This is a genomic window from Paenibacillus sp. NPDC057967 (assembly GCF_042887015.1).
In the GTDB taxonomy this organism is placed as follows: Bacteria; Bacillota; Bacilli; order Paenibacillales; family Paenibacillaceae; genus Pristimantibacillus.
Genome location: NZ_JBHVQB010000004.1, coordinates 394,302 through 410,755 on the forward strand (window position 1 = coordinate 394,302; position 16,454 = coordinate 410,755).

Below are 16,454 nucleotides of genomic sequence, written 5' to 3' on the forward strand. Positions count from 1 at the left end.
GCGCTATGGGTCAGCCTATTGGCTCAATCTCATGCGTCTTCAGCCTGCCCATCAAGCTCTCAACCGCTTCCTTAGGCGACTTGCCTTCGAAGAGAACGGCATACAGCTGGGTTGTAATCGGCATCTCCACTTCAAATTGCTTGGACAACTGGTGAGCGGCACGTGTCGTGCGTACGCCTTCCACCACCATGACCATCTTCTCCAGCACGATCTCCAGCGGCGTACCGTCTGCGAGCATAAACCCCGCACGCCAGTTGCGGCTATGCTTGCTCGTTCCCGTCGCGACAAGATCGCCAACGCCTGCGAGGCCGGCGAAGGTCATTGGATTCGCGCCCATCACTGCTCCAAGCCGGCCAATCTCAGCCAAGCCGCGGGTGAGCAGCGCAGCCTTCGCATTGTCGCCAAAACCGAGGCCATCGCTGAGGCCAGCCCCCAGAGCGATAATGTTTTTGATCGCACCGGCAACCTCCACGCCTACGACATCATTGTTCGTATAGACACGGAATGTACCGTTAATAAGCGCGTCCTGGGCTTGATCGGCAGCTGCCAGCGACTCAGACGCAACAACGACGGTAGTCGGCTGCTTGCGAATGACTTCTTCCGCATGGCTAGGGCCGGACAATACAACGATCTCCGATGACGGTCGGCCTAATTCCTCCGCCAGTACCGTAGACATTCGTTTCAGCGTATGCTCTTCGAAGCCTTTTGTCGCATGCACACATAATGTGCTCGGCTCCAGATGCGGAGCCGCTGCCTTCGCTACCTGCCGCATGGCTGCCGACGGAGCAACGAATAGAGCCAGCTCCGCTCCAGACAACGCTTCGGCCAGATCAGTGGTCGCTATGATATTATGCGGAAGGTCATTATCCTGGAGATATTTGCTGTTCTGATGTTTCGTATTGATTTCAATCGCTTGCTCCTCGTTCCGGGTCCATAAGGAGACCCGGAATCCGTTGACCGCCAGTACGGACGCAAGCGCGGTACCCCAGCTGCCTGCTACCAGCACAGCAGCGCGGCGAACCCCGGATGTCTCATTCCTACTCATACACGCTTACGCTCCTTTCTTAACGCCCAGCTTGTTCTCCGTCCCCTGCAGCAGCTTGACAATATTGGAGCGATGTCTGACGAATGCAAATACCGCTAGAACAAGCGTGCCGCACAGCAGCGGAAGCGAATAGTTAAGCAAGGCAATGCTTACGGGCATTAAAGCCGCAAATACAAGTGATCCAAGCGATACATACCTTGTCAATACAATCAGGAGAATCGCAATCAGACCTGCGTATAGCGCGGGCAGGAAAGAAAGCGTAGCTACTACGCCAACCATCGTCGAGATCCCCTTGCCGCCCTTGAACTTGAACCATACAGGCCAATTGTGACCCGCAATGGCTGCCAAGCCGCATAGCACAGGAAGCCATTCATTGTCGCTAAGCGCATGACCTAGATAGACAGCGAAGATGCCCTTGGCAATATCCAGTACGAACACTGCAATCGCCGGGCCTTTCCCAAGCACGCGAAGAGTATTGGTCGCTCCCGCATTGCCGCTTCCATGATGGCGGATATCGATGCCTTTGACCCATTTTGCAATAACGATGCTGAATGATACCGCTCCGATCAAATAACTGACAAGTATCGCGACAATATTAAGTAACAAGCTGCTTCTCCCCTAGTCCTCGTCGGATTTGCGCCGCGTGAAAATGCGAAGTGGCGTACCTTCGAAGTCGAAAGCAGCGCGAATTTTATTTTCCAGATAACGCTCATACGAGAAATGCATCAGATCCGGATCGTTCACGAAGCAAACAATCGTCGGAGGCTTGGTTGCCACCTGCGTAACGTAGTTAATGCGCAGGCGCTTGCCCTTGTCCGAAGGAGGCGGATTGATAGCCACCGCATCGGATACGACATCGTTCAAGAGATGCGTCTGGATACGCATCGCGTGCTGCTCCGATACATGATTAACTACAGGCAGCAGCTTATGCAAACGTGATTTGGTTAGAGCGGATAAAAACGTTACAGGCGCATAGGTCATAAACAAGAAATGATCACGAATACTTTGCGTAAATTGCTGCATCGTTTTCTCGTCTTTCTCCACAACATCCCATTTGTTCACAACAAAGACCGAAGCTTTCCCCGCTTCATGGGCGTAGCCGGCAATATGCTTATCCTGCTCGATAATGCCTTCTTCGCCGTTAATGAGCACAAGCACGACATCCGCGCGCTCAATAGCCTTCATGGCACGCATGACGCTGTATTTCTCGGTGGACTCGTAAACTTTGCCCCGTTTGCGCATGCCTGCCGTATCGATCAGCACATAGCGTTTTCCATCATGCTCGAACGGCGTATCGATCGCATCGCGCGTCGTACCCGCCACATTGCTCACAATAACGCGGTCTTCACCTAGCAGCGCGTTAACCAGTGATGACTTGCCGACGTTCGGTCGGCCAATTAGCGCAACGCGAATAACGTCTTCGTCATAACCGTCATCTTCAAGCTCCGGAAGCAGATCCGTTGCTGCGTCCAGCAAATCTCCTATGCCAAGTCCATGAGAACCTGAGATCGGGATCGGCTGACCGAAGCCAAGGCCGTAAAATTCATACACTTCATCCATCCGGTTCTCATTGTCCACTTTGTTCACAGCCACAACGACCGGCTTGCGCGAACGGAACAGCATCTGCGCGACTTCATCATCCGCATGCGTCAATCCGATTTTTGCGTCCACCATAAAAATAATGACATCGGCTTCTTCGACGGCAAGCTCGGCTTGCATCCGTACCGACTTCATAATTTCATCTTCGCCGTCAATCTCGATCCCACCGGTATCGATAATGCTGAACGGCTTGCCGTTCCATTCGCCTGTGCCATACAGACGGTCGCGGGTTACACCCGGTTTATCCTCAACGATAGCCAGTCGGTCGCCAATCACTCGATTGAATATAGTGGATTTACCCACATTTGGACGGCCGACTATGGCGATTACGGGTCTTGCCATAATTGGTTTTTCACTCCTTCAACAATTCTCACGTTACTCATCATAGCAAAAAAGAGCGCGCTTGGCTAACTTTTCATGTTAATGATGGTCGACGAGAATGATCGTACCGTTCTTCAAGTCATGCGCGCTTGCATCCAATATTTTCTCCAAAAGGAAGGCAATTTCCTCTAGCTTCCTGGCATCAGGCGCAATAAATATCGGCGCACCGCCCTTTACCTCATCAGGATGGACGGACACAACGGCAACAATATCAGCCAACCTCCCCCGCCTCCTTTTCGTTCACCTTGGCTTCTGTCGGCATTCGAACGGCTGATTCCAAAATTTGCACGGCCCGAATAATTTCCCGTCCTTTCTCCGCGTCCTTCTCCTGCGGAAGCATGAAGATAGCTAACCGTCCGTCATTCATATCCAGCTTGGCCATTGGAATAAGAGCCGGCTCGCCGTCATCCCGATAAACCCCTAAAATAGTGGCAAGATCGTATAAAATCGCTTGACGCTGCCCCATATTGCTGAGCGTTACTTTGCTGTTGGGATTGGTTGGCTTCAGAATATAGCCGATGCCGCGCTTCGCGATGATGTCCTGGTTAGCCTTTAGACCTACATTCATAATGTAGATATCCGACACAAACAAGTCAGGTCCATCGACAATAACCTCCGCAATTTCGACAGAAGCAATATGGGCAATCTTATGACCCGACTTCAGCTTAAAGACAATAATTAAAGACAGTAATCCTGCTGCAATGCCAAACCATACGTTAATCACAATAGAGAAAAGGCTGGTTAGAAGCGCCGACATGATCACTAGATAATTGCGCCCTTCGAACACCATCGCAATGCCTTCAATATAAGTAGCCCCACGGCTCACAAGTTCCAGACTATCAATCTTCGTTAATGTCTCCCGTTCCATCTTGCGAACATCTCTGAACTGCTGGGCGGCCAGCGTCAGGAAAGTGATGGCCGTATAATCCTTGCCCATCAATGCCGGTACGGCAACAGCGCCTAGAGCTGCAGCGATTACCCCAAGCGAGATATGAATGATTCGACCATGCGGGTAGGTCGGGTATTGACGATAGTCGGTTTTCAGCATAAGCAGTCTGGCGATGACTCCGAATACGATGCCCAATAAGACACCGACGAGATGGTGATTTTCCTTTAGCAGAGCAAGCATTATGATGAACGCCCTCCTCTCAGATGCAGCCATACCGCACCTATTCTGGAACCAATAGCACGTCCGGCCCTCAGGAGCACCGTCACCGCAACTGCCGAGCAGAAGGCAATAGTTACGCTATCCCACCACTCCCATGAACCGATCCTGGCCTGGATGACGCCGTCTCGGAACAGGGCCTCTACGAAGTCACCAAGCGCTGCTCCCCATACCACAAGCACAAGCTGATGTCTGCTGTCCGATGTGAACGCACCGCATAGTAGACCCGCCAAGAGGGGCATATCCCATACCGGATCCATCCAGTAAAACATCGTTTCATGTGAATATAAGCTTCTAGCGCTTCCCCATACGATCGCAAGCATGAGCGTGCATAACATCAAGTAGCCTCGCTGACCCTCCTTTGCGGAACGCCATAACAAAACGGCACAGACAGCCATCAGCAACCATGCCGAAGCATGGATCTGGACGGCGGGTTCACTGCTAAATGGCGATGACCATAATGGAAATATTAGCAGTGCAGCGATGGCAAGCGTAATCGTAACGGTCCACCCTGTGCGCATATGAGGTGCAAAAACATCCTTCCAGCCTGTAGCCCATAATATCGAAACAATTAGCAGCAGCAATACACTGATATAACCTGGTATCATTTCGCAATCACCTCATGTAACCCTATTATGCACCAACAAAAAAAGGCTATTCCGACGCTCATAGCGCAGGAATAGCCTTTATGCCTATCTATTATTTCAATTTGCTAAGCTTGTCGCCGAAGCGCTCGCCCAGGGAATAGCTCATGCTGGAGCTGTTCAAGCTTACGTTCGGATTGTTGATTTCTTCAATTTTCGGAGAACGAGGCGCACGTTCCGATCTTGGAGCCGGTGTTGGCTGCTCTGGAGCTTCTTCTGTTTCTTTGATGCTCAAGGATACGCGCTTCTCAGCAGCATTGAAGTCAAGCACTTTCGCTTGAACTTCTTGCCCTTCACTCAGCACTTCGTGCGGAGTAGCGATGTGACGGTGAGCGATTTGAGAGATATGAACCAGACCCTCTACGCCAGGAGCGATCTCGATGAACGCGCCAAACGTCACGATGCGGCGAACGGTGCCTGTAACAATGTCGCCAACATTGAATTGGCTGGCAGCCGTGTCCCAAGGACCCGGTTGAGCCGCTTTCACGCTCAGGCTGATCTTGCCAGCAGCTGGATCAACTTTCAGCACTTTCACGCGTACCGATTGTCCTTCAGCTACAACATCCTTCGGATGTGCAACATGCTGCCAGGAAAGCTCGGAAACGTGAACCAGGCCGTCGATGCCGCCGATATCTACGAATGCGCCGAATGGCGTCAGGCGTTGAACTGTACCTTCCAGCTCTTGGCCAACTTCCAGGGAAGCCATTACTTTTTGTTTGTTTTGCTCGAATTCTGCGTCAAGCACTTCTTTTGCCGACAGAATCACTTTTTTGTTTTCCAAGTCAAGCTCTTTCACTTTTACGCGAATTGTGCGGCCTTTGTAATCGCTGAAATCTTCAACGAAATGACGCTCAACCATGGACGCAGGAATGAATCCGCGTACGCCAACGTCAGCGACCAAGCCGCCTTTTACCACGTCAGCTACGACAACTTCGAATACTTCACCAGACTCGAAGCGGCTTTGCAGCTCTTCCCATGCTTTTTCGCCGTCTACAAGGCGCTTGGAGAGAACCAGGCTCTCTTTGTTGTCGTCGATGCTAACGACTTTCAGTTCAACCTCTTGACCGACCTCTACCGCATCCGTTGCGTTCTCAAGCTGTACAGGGGACAGCTCGCGAATCGGAATGACACCGTCATATTTATATCCAAGGCTTACGTAAGCTTGGTTATCTTCGATTTTGACGATAGTACCTTTTACGGAGTCGCCTTTCTTCAAAGAAACGAAATTGTCTAGCGCGTCTTGGCTTACTTCCTCCGCGACGGATTCTTGCACATTGATTTCTTCTGACATTGAAATAACCTCCTCAGTTCATACCCCAACTTTATTTAAATCCGCTTGGCAATCGCTTTGCGGCATTTAAAACATACCTATTGATTTTCCTTGATCAAGTCCGCGATTCGGACCATCATCACATTTGTAACTTGGTCCAGAGCATCCGGCGATGATGTATCGATAATTTCAGTAATAATAATTGGCTTGCCATAACATACCTTGGTCTTTCTAAAAGGCTTGTAGCCGCCGACGATGGCAACCGGTACAATGGTCGCGCCGCTTCGCAAGGCGATCATGGCTGCGCCCTTCTTGGCCGCTCCTGCATTACTGCGTGAACCCTCCGGGAATATGCCCATTACGTTGCCTTCCTTAAGCAGCGTAATGCCGGACTTGATCGCATCCTTGCTGACGCCGCCCCGTTTGACCGGGAATGCGCCGAATGAACGGATAAGCGGACCAAGCACAGGGATCTTGAACAGCTCTTCCTTAGCCATGAAATACACTTTGCGCGGAACCTTGACTCCAATTGTAGGCGGATCCAGATTGCTAATATGATTGGATGCCAATACAACGGGCCCTTCAGCAGGTATGTGATGCAGGCCTCTAGCCTCCAGACGGAACAGCACCGTGTAAATCACTCTCAGCAAAAACCTAAATATGACGTATAACATAGTTTACTTCGCCTCCGCCAATTTGGTTCTGCTTAATTTTACGATTGCCGCAACAACTTCATCGATAGACATATTGCTGCTGTCCAGTTCGATTGCGTCTTTCGCTTGTATAAGCGGAGATATGTCTCGCTGCTCGTCCAATCGGTCTCTCTCGGCAATCTCGCTTTCTAGCTGCTCGAGCGATCCCCCATGGTCGGACGGCAGCTCCTTAAATCTGCGGAGTGCTCTTTCTTTCACCGACGCTGTCAGGAAAATCTTCAATTCCGCATCAGGCAGCACATGTGTGCCGATATCCCGCCCGTCCATCACGACGCCCTTCTGAACGGCCAATTCGCGCTGCAAGGTGCCCAGCACCTCACGCACGACGCCGCTTGCGGCGAAGTAGGACACGTGACGAGTTACTTCCCTCGATCGGATCAATCCCGTAACATCCTCGTCATTAACGAAGATCGATTGTCCCCTCTCACCCGGTTCAAGCCGGATTCGAGTCGTACGAAGCAGTTCCGAGAGCCTTGCCTCTTGCTCAGCTGTAATCGACAAGCGCTGCGCGCTTAAGGTTACAGCTCTGTACATCGCACCTGTATCGATGTACACGTACCCCAAATGACCGGCGACCATTCTCGCGACCGTGCTCTTGCCGGCGCCTGCCGGCCCGTCGATCGCAATATTGATTCGGTCGCTGTCACCATCTTGCAACGCCACGTACAGTCAACCCCCTTTAAAATCAAGACGGCCTCTTTCCCAATGAAACATGCTTCCTGCCATTTCAAAGAAAAAGCAGGCATTGCCTGCGAACGTGAAAATTATACCACACTATGGCCCCGGATGCAAAAGACAAGCGCTAGTTCAGGCGGGTACCTTCCCACCGATCCGCGCTTGTCAGCATGCCTCTGATTGTGTCATTCTGCATTGCAAGCTGGAAGATCCCAAGAAGCAGCAGCAAAGCAATAACGGTCTTTAGCAACAGGCTGCTTAGATAATCCGACAGCCTAATCCAGTCGCCTCTGCTTCGATTCTTCCCTATGAAACGAATCATGGAATTCCTCCTCTATAGAGGATAGCATTCCGATCGCAGTCCCAAGCTATGCATATGAATTACAACTATTTACCGGTTTCTGTACTCCAGCTGCTTCTCGAAGCAATAGCGAATGATTTTCCCGCGCTCGGAATCGCTGATGCTTACGAACTTGATCATGCATTGCTTGCGGCCGGAATCCAGGACATTAACCCGGACAACCTCCGCCTGAAACGATACATGCTCGATCGATCCGTTCTTATAGGGGACAAGCAGCCAGCAGTCCAATAATCCGCCGGATTGAAGCGCCCACTTGCCGTCACATACGAATGAAATACCGCCGCCGCCCACATCGTCCGTATGGCAAACGAAGCGTTCATGCTCCGATAGCTTCACCGCGAGCTCCAGCTCGGCAGGCACGCGGAGAAAGCTTCGGCGCTGCACTTTCGTCATGCGCTCGGGGTCCGGCTTTACAATCTTGACCAGCCTGATCGCATCATCCTTGAATCCGGTCACATGGGAATCGAAGTAATGCTTGACTCCGTCCGGCGATAGGAAATAAACCGACAGCTCGTCTCCCAGAAACAGCCGTTTTGTTCTGCCCGTCTGCTCATGCAGCGGGTATTCAATATGTAACGCTCCCTCTTCTTCGTCGGCGATTCTGGAGCGGTATTCGATCGCCGCTTCGGTCTCGTCGGAAGAAGCGATATGATAATACAGCATTTGATTAACCGTTGGCAACAAAATAGCTCCCCCCCATATATCAGACATTATAGCATGTCGAATGGAGGGGAGCTATATCGAACTTTCCTTTGTTTAGTCGGGAATTATCGCGTTAATTACGAGTTAGCAGCAGCCTTGCGATCCTCTGCGCTCATCTTCTCGACCTTCTCTTCCACGCCGTTTTCCGCATTAATATAGATCCGGTAGATCGTGCCGTTAATGCTTCCTGTGTATTCGTAGCAAAGCACTTCCTCGCCCAGCTCGCCATCGATGAGCGCCAGTTGCTCCTTCGTCACCTTCAGAGCGGGATTAATCGTTTTTTTGGCCTCTTCCTTCGTCATAATGGGACTTGGAAGGTCACGGCTGCGATGCTCATACACATAATCGCCAGCCTGCAATCCCACCGTCTCTCCATTATCCAGCGCCACCTTTACCGTAAGCTTGTCCGGATAGATCAGCACGCCGTTCTGCGAGCTGACATAGGTAAAGGTACCGGCATTCTGATAGATATCATATGTCACAGCCCTCATATCCTTGAAGCCATGCTCTTCCAGGAACTTATCCGCAGAGGCCTTCGCTTGCTCGAAGCTGATCTTTTTGCCTCCAAGCTCTCTCGTCTTCATCAGCGACGTAATTTGGCCGCCGTGAGAAGTGAAATCCATCTGTACCTTGCGGCTCGGGTCATCCGGGAACGCAACCGCAGTATAAGACTCATAATCCGTGCCTTTCCCGTTTTCTTGAACCGTAATATCGGCTGACTGGATGCCTAGCAGCTCCGCTGCATTCTTCTTCACGTCCTCTGGACCTACCTTATTGCCGCTCAGCATCTTGATCGTGCGTTTCTGATACAAGCTGCTGACAGACGGACCCCAGTCCATCTCCGGATAACCGTCAACCTTGCCTTCAACCGATCGCAATCCGTCTACAATCGTGTTATGGCCTTTCTTGGCGTCCGACGCAATTGCAACCTCGACATCCATCCAGCGCAAATTGTTGGTTAACACATCCCGCTGCATCTGCTGCAAATCCTTTGCGAGTTCATCAGACTTTTGGTATAGGGTCTGCAGCGTTTTGAATTCGCCGTCCGACAGAGGCTGCTTCGTCAAATCCCTCACTGACGTTTTGTAGGCAAAGTTGGAGATGTGAGAAAGGAAGTCCTCCGCTTCCGTGAACGGCAAGTAACTGAGCGGCAGCTGGCTGATCTCGTTCTGAGCCTGACTGGTCAGCCGCCATACGTTCACAAGCGCCTTGCGATGAGAGCCTGTCGAGGCAGAGTGGACCGCAAGCGTATTGCCAAGCTGATCATGCAGCTTCTCCACATGGAAGGTCAGATCATGGAACGCCCGCTGATATTGATTCTCCGCCTTGATCAGAATCGCGTTTTTGTCTTGGTGCTCCTGGTACCCCCAATATACAGCGCCGATCAATAGTACGGCAACAATCGGAAACATAATTGAGCTAAGTCTACGATACATGCAAAAAGCTCCTTTCTAATGCCAAACCTGGTGTTAGTTTGGATTGCGGAAAGGAGCTTTATGCATATTCTGTATTCTTTTGCGTGAAGCGTCCAGGGATTACACGGAATGTTCTTCAATGTCCAGATCGTTGCTATTATTGCAAATGCACTGCTTGAAGCCTGTATCGATCGAACCTTTGTCCCGTCTGCCTCTGAGTACGAACTTCTCGCCGCATAGGTTGCAGCGAATCGTTACCTTTACGCGCGCCTCTTCCATAGGTACCTCCTGAATCGCGATATACGATCCAGTATAGACGGAAGCGCTACAATTTAACCTCATCCTCATGCTGGCTGCCGAATCGGAAAGGCGATCTCGCGTTGGCTCGGTTCATCTTGTGCAAGCCCCACATCCATAGCAGCACCATGAACGGAACGATGAACCACATCCAATCATGCTTTGTCGCAATGATGATCCAGTCATACAAACCATGCAGCATAATCGGAAGCAGCAATGAAATGACCAAAAACAGCTTCGTCTTGGACTCCACTGCGAATTTGGCCTTGCCCAGATAGTACCCCATCATGACGCCGAACAACGCATGGCCGGATACGGGCAGCAGCGCGCGCATAATCTGGGTGCCGAAGGAAGAGGGCGTATAGATTGCGTACAACACATTCTCCATTGTCGCAAAGCCCAGCGAGATCGAAGCCGCGTAGACGATTCCGTCATAGGGCTCGTCGAATTCGGTATGATTATAGATCACATGGTAAAGAACAAACCATTTCAGAAACTCTTCGACGAAGGCTGATTGCACAAAAGCAGCGGCAATTGGTCCGTCGCCGAGCCAAATCTGAAAACCGCGCTGCAACACCATTATTGGCACCACAACGAGTACGCCCAGCACAAACATGCGAAGCACCATATGAATGGGCTCGGCATCATAGCGGTCTCTCAGGTATAAATAAGTCAGCAGCGAGACGCCCGGAGCAATCGCTGCCGTCAATAATGAAAACAAAAGCATGCCTAACCTGCTTTCCTACACCCACCCGCGGAATCTGACAGCTTCCGCCATCTTGCGGACGCCTGCCATATAAGCTGCGAGGCGCATATCGATCTTGCGGGTCAGATGTATGTCGTATACGTTCTCGAAGCCGCGTATCATCATCTGCCTGAGCTTCTGGTCAATCTCAATCTCGTCCCAGTAATAACCCTGATTGTTCTGAACCCATTCGAAATAGGACACAATCACGCCCCCAGCGCTGGCGAGAACATCCGGAATGAGGAGCACGCCCCGGTCTGAAATGATTCGGGTCGCTTCGAGAGTGGTGGGGCCATTGGCGGCCTCCACGATGATGGAAGCGCGGATCCGATCCGCATTGGCTTCCGTAATCTGATTCTCAATCGCTGCCGGAACGAGCACATCGCATTCAAGCTCAAGCAATTGTTCATTGCCTATCGTATTAGGGAACAAATTCGTCACATTGCCGAAGGAATCTCTTCGATCAAGCAAATGCGGAATATCGAGCCCTTCTTCATTATACAACGCTCCGTTCACATCGGAAATACCAATTACGCGAGCTCCTGCCTCATACATAAATTTGGCAAGATAACTGCCTGCATTGCCGAAGCCTTGAATGACAATTCTGGCGTCCTTGATATCGATCCCTTTGATGCGCAGCGCCTCATGAATCATAATGACGACACCGCGCGCCGTTGCCGTCTCACGCCCCTTGGAGCCCCCCAGCACGATGGGCTTGCCCGTAATAAAGCCGGGGGAATCGAATTCTCTGATTCGGCTATACTCGTCCATCATCCAAGCCATAATCTGCGAATTCGTCATCACATCGGGCGCCGGAATATCCTTGGTCGGCCCTACGAGCTGGCTAATCGCCCGCACATAGCCCCTGCTGAGCCGCTCCAGCTCCCTGAAGGACATCTTGCGCGGATCGCATATAATGCCGCCCTTGCCGCCTCCATACGGGAGATCGGCAATACCGCACTTAAGGCTCATCCAGATAGACAGTGCTTTGACTTCCTTCTCCGTCACGCCCGGATGGAAGCGGACGCCTCCTTTGGTAGGTCCCACCGCATCATTATGCTGGGCACGGTAGCCTGTGAATACGCGAGTCGTACCGTCGTCCATTCGCACAGGAATACGTACCGTAAGCAGCCGCATCGGCTCCTTCAGCAATTCGATCATATCGTCCCCGTATCCCAATCTTCTTAGCGCTTGTTCGATTACGATTTGAGTAGCTTGCAGCACATCGTTCATCATGTCACCCATCCTGTCCCCTTCGGCTCATCTACCACTAATATGAACTCCGCACCCGCTGAGTATTCCGGTTTGCTTTCCTGTTCTGGTTAGCAAGGATGAAAAAAGAACATCATCAGGCATAGCCTTCGGATGTTCCCGATCGGTGATTCCTTTCCTTAAAAAAGAAAATGATTACAAATTTCCTTTACGGCATTCTCAGGCATGATAACCTTTCCATATTCCTCCAGCATGGCATGCGCGACGGAAGTTGCTTCCCCATATTCCGCAAGCAATGCGATGACAGCCTGATGCTTAGACGCCTCCACCTGACTTGGTTCCAGTACAAGAATCCATTTGTCATTGTAAGAGTACAGTCTTCCGCTTTCTGTCAGCTTCGACGATTGCAATTGCTTGGCGGCCGATATCACATCTTCAAAATCGCGGAATGCATACATCACGATATCTGTCTGCTCCATCGTCACTTCCATATCATATATATCGTCTTCCATATCATCGTCTTCTCTCGAATGCTCATCCCCTGCCCCACCGGATTTGCCTCGGGTTACAATAATGACCATGCCTTGCGCCGGCATTGCCAGCACTTCAACTGCGAGCGGACCGCTGGCGTCAAAGCCAAGCTCCGTATAGGCCTGTTCCATCATCTCCAAAAACAGTTCGTGAAGCTTAGGCGGCTCGCGCCACATATCGTCCTTATGGATCCCACGTTCCAATAAGTCGTCGAACGTCAGGAAAATCCGTATTCTGTCCTGACTTAGTCGCTCGATTTTCATGACAGGATCCTCCTTTGCAGCATCTGTCGTAATAGCGTATGAATCAATCCCCATCTTGTGAATAAAATGGACTCATACCGATATGTAATTACTTTATCATGTCTTACGCATGAATGCACGAAATTCGAATGAAAAAAAGAATCGATCAAGCAGCATTCCAGAATGGATTGGCGCCTGATCGACTCTTGCAACCGAGTAATGAACGTCAATGAGACATGGCAGACGATTCCGCTTTGATTTTATTGACCTCGCGCTTCAGGGAAGGATCAGTCTCCACAATGGCCTCAATTTGTTCCCAAGCGGCTGCGGATTTTTCGGCGGTATCGTCTGAAGGCTTTGGGGATAATCCGACCACCGCCTCTTTCTTCCAATCCGCATTCACCATTTTTGCCATTGTCTTGCGGACTATGCCCGAACACATATCGGACATTGCACCCGCCGCCCATGCAACGGTTGCGGGTTTCTTCTTCGCTACATAGATGGTCGCTGCTGCGCCAATAATTCCACCAAACAACAATCCGCTTAATTTCATAAGGCTGAACACCTCTTTCATGCTCTGTTTTCATCAGTAGTGTAGCCGTATGCGCAGAACGCCATTCTGTATAAAATAAGGAAGCACCACGCCAGTGCAACATGAAGTTATGGTAGAATAAAAATACAAATCGACACCAATCGCGTTTATTGCCGGAGGAGACTGACATGACAATCAAAAAACAATTAATGCTACTTTGCCTGCTTACCGCCGTGTTAGCGGGATGCGCAAACAACGCTGACCATAACGGTAACAACGCTTCTCCAGCCTTGTCCAATCAGACAACGGCTTCCCCCTCGGCTGCCGCAACCGTCACGCCGACGCCGGAACCGTCTGCAATGCCAGAGACGGCTATAGAAGCAAAACCCCTGTACCGGATGAATGAAGTCTACCGCTTTGTAGCCATTGACGAAGCGACTCCCAAAAAAGCGGTCCTTCTCACCTTCGATGACGGTCCCAAAGACGAGACACTAATTAACAGCTTATTCGACACGCTCGACAAGCATGGGGCCCAAGCGATTTTTTTCGTCAACGGCTATCGGGTGAAAGCCCATCCAGAGCTGTTAAAGCTTATCCATGAGCGGGGCGGCACAATCGGTAATCATTCTTACGACCATATAAATCTGAAGAACGAAGAGACGGCGGTTGTGGAAGAGCAGCTGTCCAGCGTGCAGAACATGGTCAAGGAACTGACGGGCGAAACACCGAAGTTTTTCCGTCCGCCGTTCGGCTCTGGCGGGGACTCCGTCAAAGAAATCGCAAAAAACCACGGCATGATGTACATGACGTGGTCGAATGGTTCGCTGGATTGGGACAGCTCCGCACGGGACAAACCGGAAGTGGTTATCCGCAATGTAATGGACCAGCTCCATCCCGGCGCCAACATTTTGATGCATGAGCTGCCATGGACGGCCGAAGCGCTGGATGAGCTGCTCGGCAAGATTGAAGCCGAGGGCTATACGTTCATCGATCCGGCAACGATTGAGCTTACGAACTGAATTTATTGCCGTACCAGAACAGAAATGCGACGAGACAAAGAAATAGAACAAACAATAAATTATAATACCATTTGTTCACTTTATGGAGACTAGAAGGAAACTTCTTGCGCCTTGGCGGAAGCTTCAGCGGCTCGCCTTCCTGCGAAGCCGTGGCATTCGTCATGTCACCTGCCTTTTCTGGTTGATGGGGTCTGGATGTACGGCTATGTCTTTGTTTCCTGCTCATGGCTCCCTCCTGAATCGAATAATCATACCCATAACAAAATCAATGACGAAATGCGCAACAATCGGCGCCCATAAGGTATCGCTCTGAATATAGATCCAGCCGAGGCCATAGCTGATGGAGAATACAAGGCCTGTCGGAATCCAGTGACGCAAATACCGGACATGAATGGCTGCGAATACGATGCTTGTCCAATAAGGACCGATGGCATGCTGAATCGCACCGCGGAACAGCAGTTCCTCGCATACGGCAACCACAAAGGAAATAAGCGCAATATGCCAGATAGGCCGGGTGCGGAAGATACGGTCGTTCACTCCGCCGTCATCGGCTGCTTCCTCGGGTACCCAGCGGGAAATAAGCAGGTCCACTGCGATCACCGCAGCGGCTAGTCCGACGCCCCACACGAGGAATTCCAATTGCTTCGGAATGGCCAAAACATCCAATAAATTTTGACGCTGAAATAAAATCCATATGATACCGATAATAAGAGTAAGCGCCTGCGTAGCATACAAGTTAATAAGTAGCATACGGTCATCAATCTCGTCAATGTTAACCTTGCGCACGCGTATGTTGCGTATGTCGAATTTTTTCATTGCTGCGCGCCTCGCTCTCGGGTAATAGTTATGCTTACATAAGTATTTACATAATTGATACATAGAAGGAGATTTATTATGGAAAAACGATTAACGACCACAGCCATGTTATTTAGCGTTGGATTTGTTTTTATGCTTGTATTCGCAGTAGGTGCTTTCTTCTACGGCATACAGATCGGCACAGAGAAGGCAGAGGCCAAATATACGGCTAAGACAGAAGCTAGCAAAAAAAGCGAAGTCACTACACCTTATCAACAGCAAGAACTGGTATCCTTCTATCTTACCGTATTTTCTCCTTACCGTGAATTTCAGACCGAATGGCTCGCTGTAGCGGACAAGCTATTGCGCAGCGGCAATCTCGATGCCGGTTCAGCCTTCAAGAATCTGGCGAAGCTGGCTGATCAGAAAGCGGATGAAGCCAGTTCCTTCAATATGCAGAAGTCCCCTCTGCTAGGGGAGGCCCAGGTAGCCTATATCAGAAGTCTGAAGTACTTCAAAGACGCCGCAGCCAAAGCCGCATCTAACAAGACGGATGATCCCGCCAAACTGCTGGAACAAATTCAAAGCGATACAAACTATAAATCCGCTGTTGGTGAATCACTGGCCGCTCAGCAGGCTTATTATGAAGCCATGCAGAAGTGGGCAGCCTCCGTTGACCCGGTCATTCCCGCTGCCTACAAAGCAGCAGCGCCAATGAGCGTAGAGCAATGGGACAAGCTTTCGCTAATCGTCAAAAATATGGTTGTCGTCTCCTATCTGAGCGAACGCGGCGAGCTATTCGGCTTTATGCCGCAAGATCTGACAAGTCGAGTCGATGAGTTCATCCGTTCGGGACAAGCATCAAAAATGAAGCTGAAAACAGTCGGCGGCATTGTCGATCTTCTGCTCAACACAAGAGCTGTCGATTCGGGAGATTTCAACGCGAATAAAGCCAGATTCTATCAATCTGAGACGCTGCCGCAACTGCCATTCTTCTACTCGGAATGACAGCATTCCCTCCTGTTGTGCTTGAATCATAACGAAAATTTCACAAATGAGCAAGTTTCAGCATTGCAATTGACCGCGCTAATGCTATAAAATAGTAAAGTCC

At 50.6% G+C, this 16,454-nt stretch carries 21 protein-coding genes; 2 read left to right on the forward strand and 19 right to left on the reverse strand.

Going from position 1 to position 16,454, the window contains the following annotated elements:
- Positions 1-10: 10 nt before the first annotated feature.
- The 17 genes from ACFVSO_RS12285 to ACFVSO_RS12365 form a co-directional block, all read right to left on the reverse strand.
- Positions 11-1,045, reverse strand: a complete 1,035-nt coding sequence (locus ACFVSO_RS12285; RefSeq protein ID WP_387473746.1) for an NAD(P)H-dependent glycerol-3-phosphate dehydrogenase — start codon at positions 1,043-1,045, stop codon at positions 11-13.
- A gap of 6 nt (positions 1,046-1,051) precedes the next feature.
- Positions 1,052-1,651: a glycerol-3-phosphate 1-O-acyltransferase PlsY gene (plsY, locus tag ACFVSO_RS12290; protein ID WP_387473749.1), complete on the reverse strand. Its 600-nt coding sequence runs from the start codon at positions 1,649-1,651 to the stop codon at positions 1,052-1,054.
- 12 nt (positions 1,652-1,663) lie between these two features.
- A complete protein-coding gene (gene der / locus ACFVSO_RS12295) occupies positions 1,664-2,986 on the reverse strand; it encodes a ribosome biogenesis GTPase Der (RefSeq protein ID WP_387473752.1) in 1,323 nt (440 codons plus the stop codon).
- A 78-nt stretch (positions 2,987-3,064) separates the two neighbouring features.
- Positions 3,065-3,244: a capping complex subunit for YIEGIA gene (locus ACFVSO_RS12300; RefSeq protein ID WP_387473755.1), complete on the reverse strand. Its 180-nt coding sequence runs from the start codon at positions 3,242-3,244 to the stop codon at positions 3,065-3,067.
- Positions 3,237-4,154 carry a YIEGIA family protein gene (locus ACFVSO_RS12305; RefSeq protein ID WP_387473758.1) on the reverse strand — a complete coding sequence of 306 codons (918 nt, stop codon included), beginning with the start codon at positions 4,152-4,154 and terminating at the stop codon, positions 3,237-3,239. Before ACFVSO_RS12305 ends, ACFVSO_RS12300 begins: the two co-directional genes overlap by 8 nt.
- The gene (locus ACFVSO_RS12310; protein WP_387473760.1) at positions 4,154-4,798 is read right to left on the reverse strand and encodes a YphA family membrane protein; all 645 of its coding nucleotides are present in this window, start codon (positions 4,796-4,798) and stop codon (positions 4,154-4,156) included. The genes ACFVSO_RS12305 and ACFVSO_RS12310 overlap by 1 nt, the downstream gene beginning before the upstream one ends.
- A 91-nt stretch (positions 4,799-4,889) precedes the next feature.
- A complete protein-coding gene (gene rpsA / locus ACFVSO_RS12315; RefSeq protein WP_387473762.1) occupies positions 4,890-6,125 on the reverse strand; it encodes a 30S ribosomal protein S1 in 1,236 nt (411 codons plus the stop codon).
- 77 nt (positions 6,126-6,202) lie between these two features.
- On the reverse strand, positions 6,203-6,778 hold the full coding sequence (locus tag ACFVSO_RS12320; protein WP_387473765.1) for a lysophospholipid acyltransferase family protein: 576 nt from the start codon (positions 6,776-6,778) through the stop codon (positions 6,203-6,205).
- A gap of 3 nt (positions 6,779-6,781) precedes the next feature.
- Positions 6,782-7,486, reverse strand: coding sequence for a (d)CMP kinase (gene cmk, locus ACFVSO_RS12325; RefSeq protein WP_387474274.1), 705 nt, complete (start codon positions 7,484-7,486; stop codon positions 6,782-6,784).
- Positions 7,487-7,619: 133 nt separating this feature from the next.
- Positions 7,620-7,814 carry a hypothetical protein gene (locus tag ACFVSO_RS12330; RefSeq protein WP_387473767.1) on the reverse strand — a complete coding sequence of 65 codons (195 nt, stop codon included), beginning with the start codon at positions 7,812-7,814 and terminating at the stop codon, positions 7,620-7,622.
- A 69-nt stretch (positions 7,815-7,883) separates the two neighbouring features.
- Positions 7,884-8,537 carry a flagellar brake protein gene (locus ACFVSO_RS12335; protein WP_387473769.1) on the reverse strand — a complete coding sequence of 218 codons (654 nt, stop codon included), beginning with the start codon at positions 8,535-8,537 and terminating at the stop codon, positions 7,884-7,886.
- Positions 8,538-8,632: 95 nt separating this feature from the next.
- Positions 8,633-9,991 (reverse strand): germination protein YpeB, encoded by a 1,359-nt coding sequence (ypeB, locus tag ACFVSO_RS12340; RefSeq protein WP_387473772.1) that lies wholly within the window; start codon positions 9,989-9,991, stop codon positions 8,633-8,635.
- Between the two features lie 99 nt (positions 9,992-10,090).
- Positions 10,091-10,249: a hypothetical protein gene (locus ACFVSO_RS12345; RefSeq protein ID WP_387473774.1), complete on the reverse strand. Its 159-nt coding sequence runs from the start codon at positions 10,247-10,249 to the stop codon at positions 10,091-10,093.
- Positions 10,250-10,295: 46 nt separating this feature from the next.
- Positions 10,296-10,994 carry a glutamic-type intramembrane protease PrsW gene (gene prsW / locus ACFVSO_RS12350; protein WP_387473777.1) on the reverse strand — a complete coding sequence of 233 codons (699 nt, stop codon included), beginning with the start codon at positions 10,992-10,994 and terminating at the stop codon, positions 10,296-10,298.
- Positions 10,995-11,009: 15 nt separating this feature from the next.
- Positions 11,010-12,248, reverse strand: a complete 1,239-nt coding sequence (locus ACFVSO_RS12355) for a Glu/Leu/Phe/Val family dehydrogenase (RefSeq protein ID WP_387473780.1) — start codon at positions 12,246-12,248, stop codon at positions 11,010-11,012.
- A gap of 155 nt (positions 12,249-12,403) precedes the next feature.
- Complete coding sequence (locus ACFVSO_RS12360; protein WP_387473782.1) at positions 12,404-13,018, reverse strand: genetic competence negative regulator; 615 nt, start codon at positions 13,016-13,018, stop codon at positions 12,404-12,406.
- Positions 13,019-13,223: 205 nt separating this feature from the next.
- On the reverse strand, positions 13,224-13,550 hold the full coding sequence (locus ACFVSO_RS12365) for a hypothetical protein (protein WP_387473784.1): 327 nt from the start codon (positions 13,548-13,550) through the stop codon (positions 13,224-13,226).
- A 167-nt stretch (positions 13,551-13,717) separates the two neighbouring features.
- Between ACFVSO_RS12365 and ACFVSO_RS12370 the strand changes: the two genes are divergently transcribed.
- Positions 13,718-14,548 (forward strand): polysaccharide deacetylase family protein, encoded by an 831-nt coding sequence (locus ACFVSO_RS12370; RefSeq protein WP_387473787.1) that lies wholly within the window; start codon positions 13,718-13,720, stop codon positions 14,546-14,548.
- Here the strand turns inward: ACFVSO_RS12370 and ACFVSO_RS12375 are convergent.
- Together ACFVSO_RS12375 and ACFVSO_RS12380 are read right to left on the reverse strand one after the other, a co-directional pair.
- Positions 14,538-14,774, reverse strand: coding sequence for a hypothetical protein (locus ACFVSO_RS12375; protein WP_387473790.1), 237 nt, complete (start codon positions 14,772-14,774; stop codon positions 14,538-14,540). The genes ACFVSO_RS12370 and ACFVSO_RS12375 overlap by 11 nt on opposite strands.
- Positions 14,771-15,364: a CPBP family glutamic-type intramembrane protease gene (locus ACFVSO_RS12380; RefSeq protein ID WP_387473792.1), complete on the reverse strand. Its 594-nt coding sequence runs from the start codon at positions 15,362-15,364 to the stop codon at positions 14,771-14,773. The genes ACFVSO_RS12375 and ACFVSO_RS12380 overlap by 4 nt, the downstream gene beginning before the upstream one ends.
- 78 nt (positions 15,365-15,442) lie before the next feature.
- Here ACFVSO_RS12380 and ACFVSO_RS12385 point away from each other — a divergent pair, with 78 nt between their 5' ends.
- Positions 15,443-16,351: a hypothetical protein gene (locus ACFVSO_RS12385; RefSeq protein WP_387473794.1), complete on the forward strand. Its 909-nt coding sequence runs from the start codon at positions 15,443-15,445 to the stop codon at positions 16,349-16,351.
- The last annotated feature ends 103 nt before the right edge of the window (positions 16,352-16,454 follow it).

Bases quoted from the DNA above. Each gene is read 5' to 3' on its own strand.
- ACFVSO_RS12285 (WP_387473746.1), bottom strand. From the start codon at position 1,045: ATGAGTAGGAATGAGACATCCGGGGTTCGCCGCGCTGCTGTGCTGGTA.
- der (WP_387473752.1), bottom strand. From the start codon at position 2,986: ATGGCAAGACCCGTAATCGCCATAGTCGGCCGTCCAAATGTGGGTAAA.
- ACFVSO_RS12305 (WP_387473758.1), bottom strand. From the start codon at position 4,154: ATGCTTGCTCTGCTAAAGGAAAATCACCATCTCGTCGGTGTCTTATTG.
- ACFVSO_RS12310 (WP_387473760.1), bottom strand. From the start codon at position 4,798: ATGATACCAGGTTATATCAGTGTATTGCTGCTGCTAATTGTTTCGATA.
- rpsA (WP_387473762.1), bottom strand. From the start codon at position 6,125: ATGTCAGAAGAAATCAATGTGCAAGAATCCGTCGCGGAGGAAGTAAGC.
- ACFVSO_RS12320 (WP_387473765.1), bottom strand. From the start codon at position 6,778: ATGTTATACGTCATATTTAGGTTTTTGCTGAGAGTGATTTACACGGTG.
- ACFVSO_RS12330 (WP_387473767.1), bottom strand. From the start codon at position 7,814: ATGATTCGTTTCATAGGGAAGAATCGAAGCAGAGGCGACTGGATTAGG.
- ypeB (WP_387473772.1), bottom strand. From the start codon at position 9,991: ATGTATCGTAGACTTAGCTCAATTATGTTTCCGATTGTTGCCGTACTA.
- ACFVSO_RS12345 (WP_387473774.1), bottom strand. From the start codon at position 10,249: ATGGAAGAGGCGCGCGTAAAGGTAACGATTCGCTGCAACCTATGCGGC.
- prsW (WP_387473777.1), bottom strand. From the start codon at position 10,994: ATGCTTTTGTTTTCATTATTGACGGCAGCGATTGCTCCGGGCGTCTCG.
- ACFVSO_RS12355 (WP_387473780.1), bottom strand. From the start codon at position 12,248: ATGATGAACGATGTGCTGCAAGCTACTCAAATCGTAATCGAACAAGCG.
- ACFVSO_RS12360 (WP_387473782.1), bottom strand. From the start codon at position 13,018: ATGAAAATCGAGCGACTAAGTCAGGACAGAATACGGATTTTCCTGACG.
- ACFVSO_RS12365 (WP_387473784.1), bottom strand. From the start codon at position 13,550: ATGAAATTAAGCGGATTGTTGTTTGGTGGAATTATTGGCGCAGCAGCG.
- ACFVSO_RS12370 (WP_387473787.1), top strand. From the start codon at position 13,718: ATGACAATCAAAAAACAATTAATGCTACTTTGCCTGCTTACCGCCGTG.
- ACFVSO_RS12375 (WP_387473790.1), bottom strand. From the start codon at position 14,774: ATGAGCAGGAAACAAAGACATAGCCGTACATCCAGACCCCATCAACCA.
- ACFVSO_RS12380 (WP_387473792.1), bottom strand. From the start codon at position 15,364: ATGAAAAAATTCGACATACGCAACATACGCGTGCGCAAGGTTAACATT.
- ACFVSO_RS12385 (WP_387473794.1), top strand. From the start codon at position 15,443: ATGGAAAAACGATTAACGACCACAGCCATGTTATTTAGCGTTGGATTT.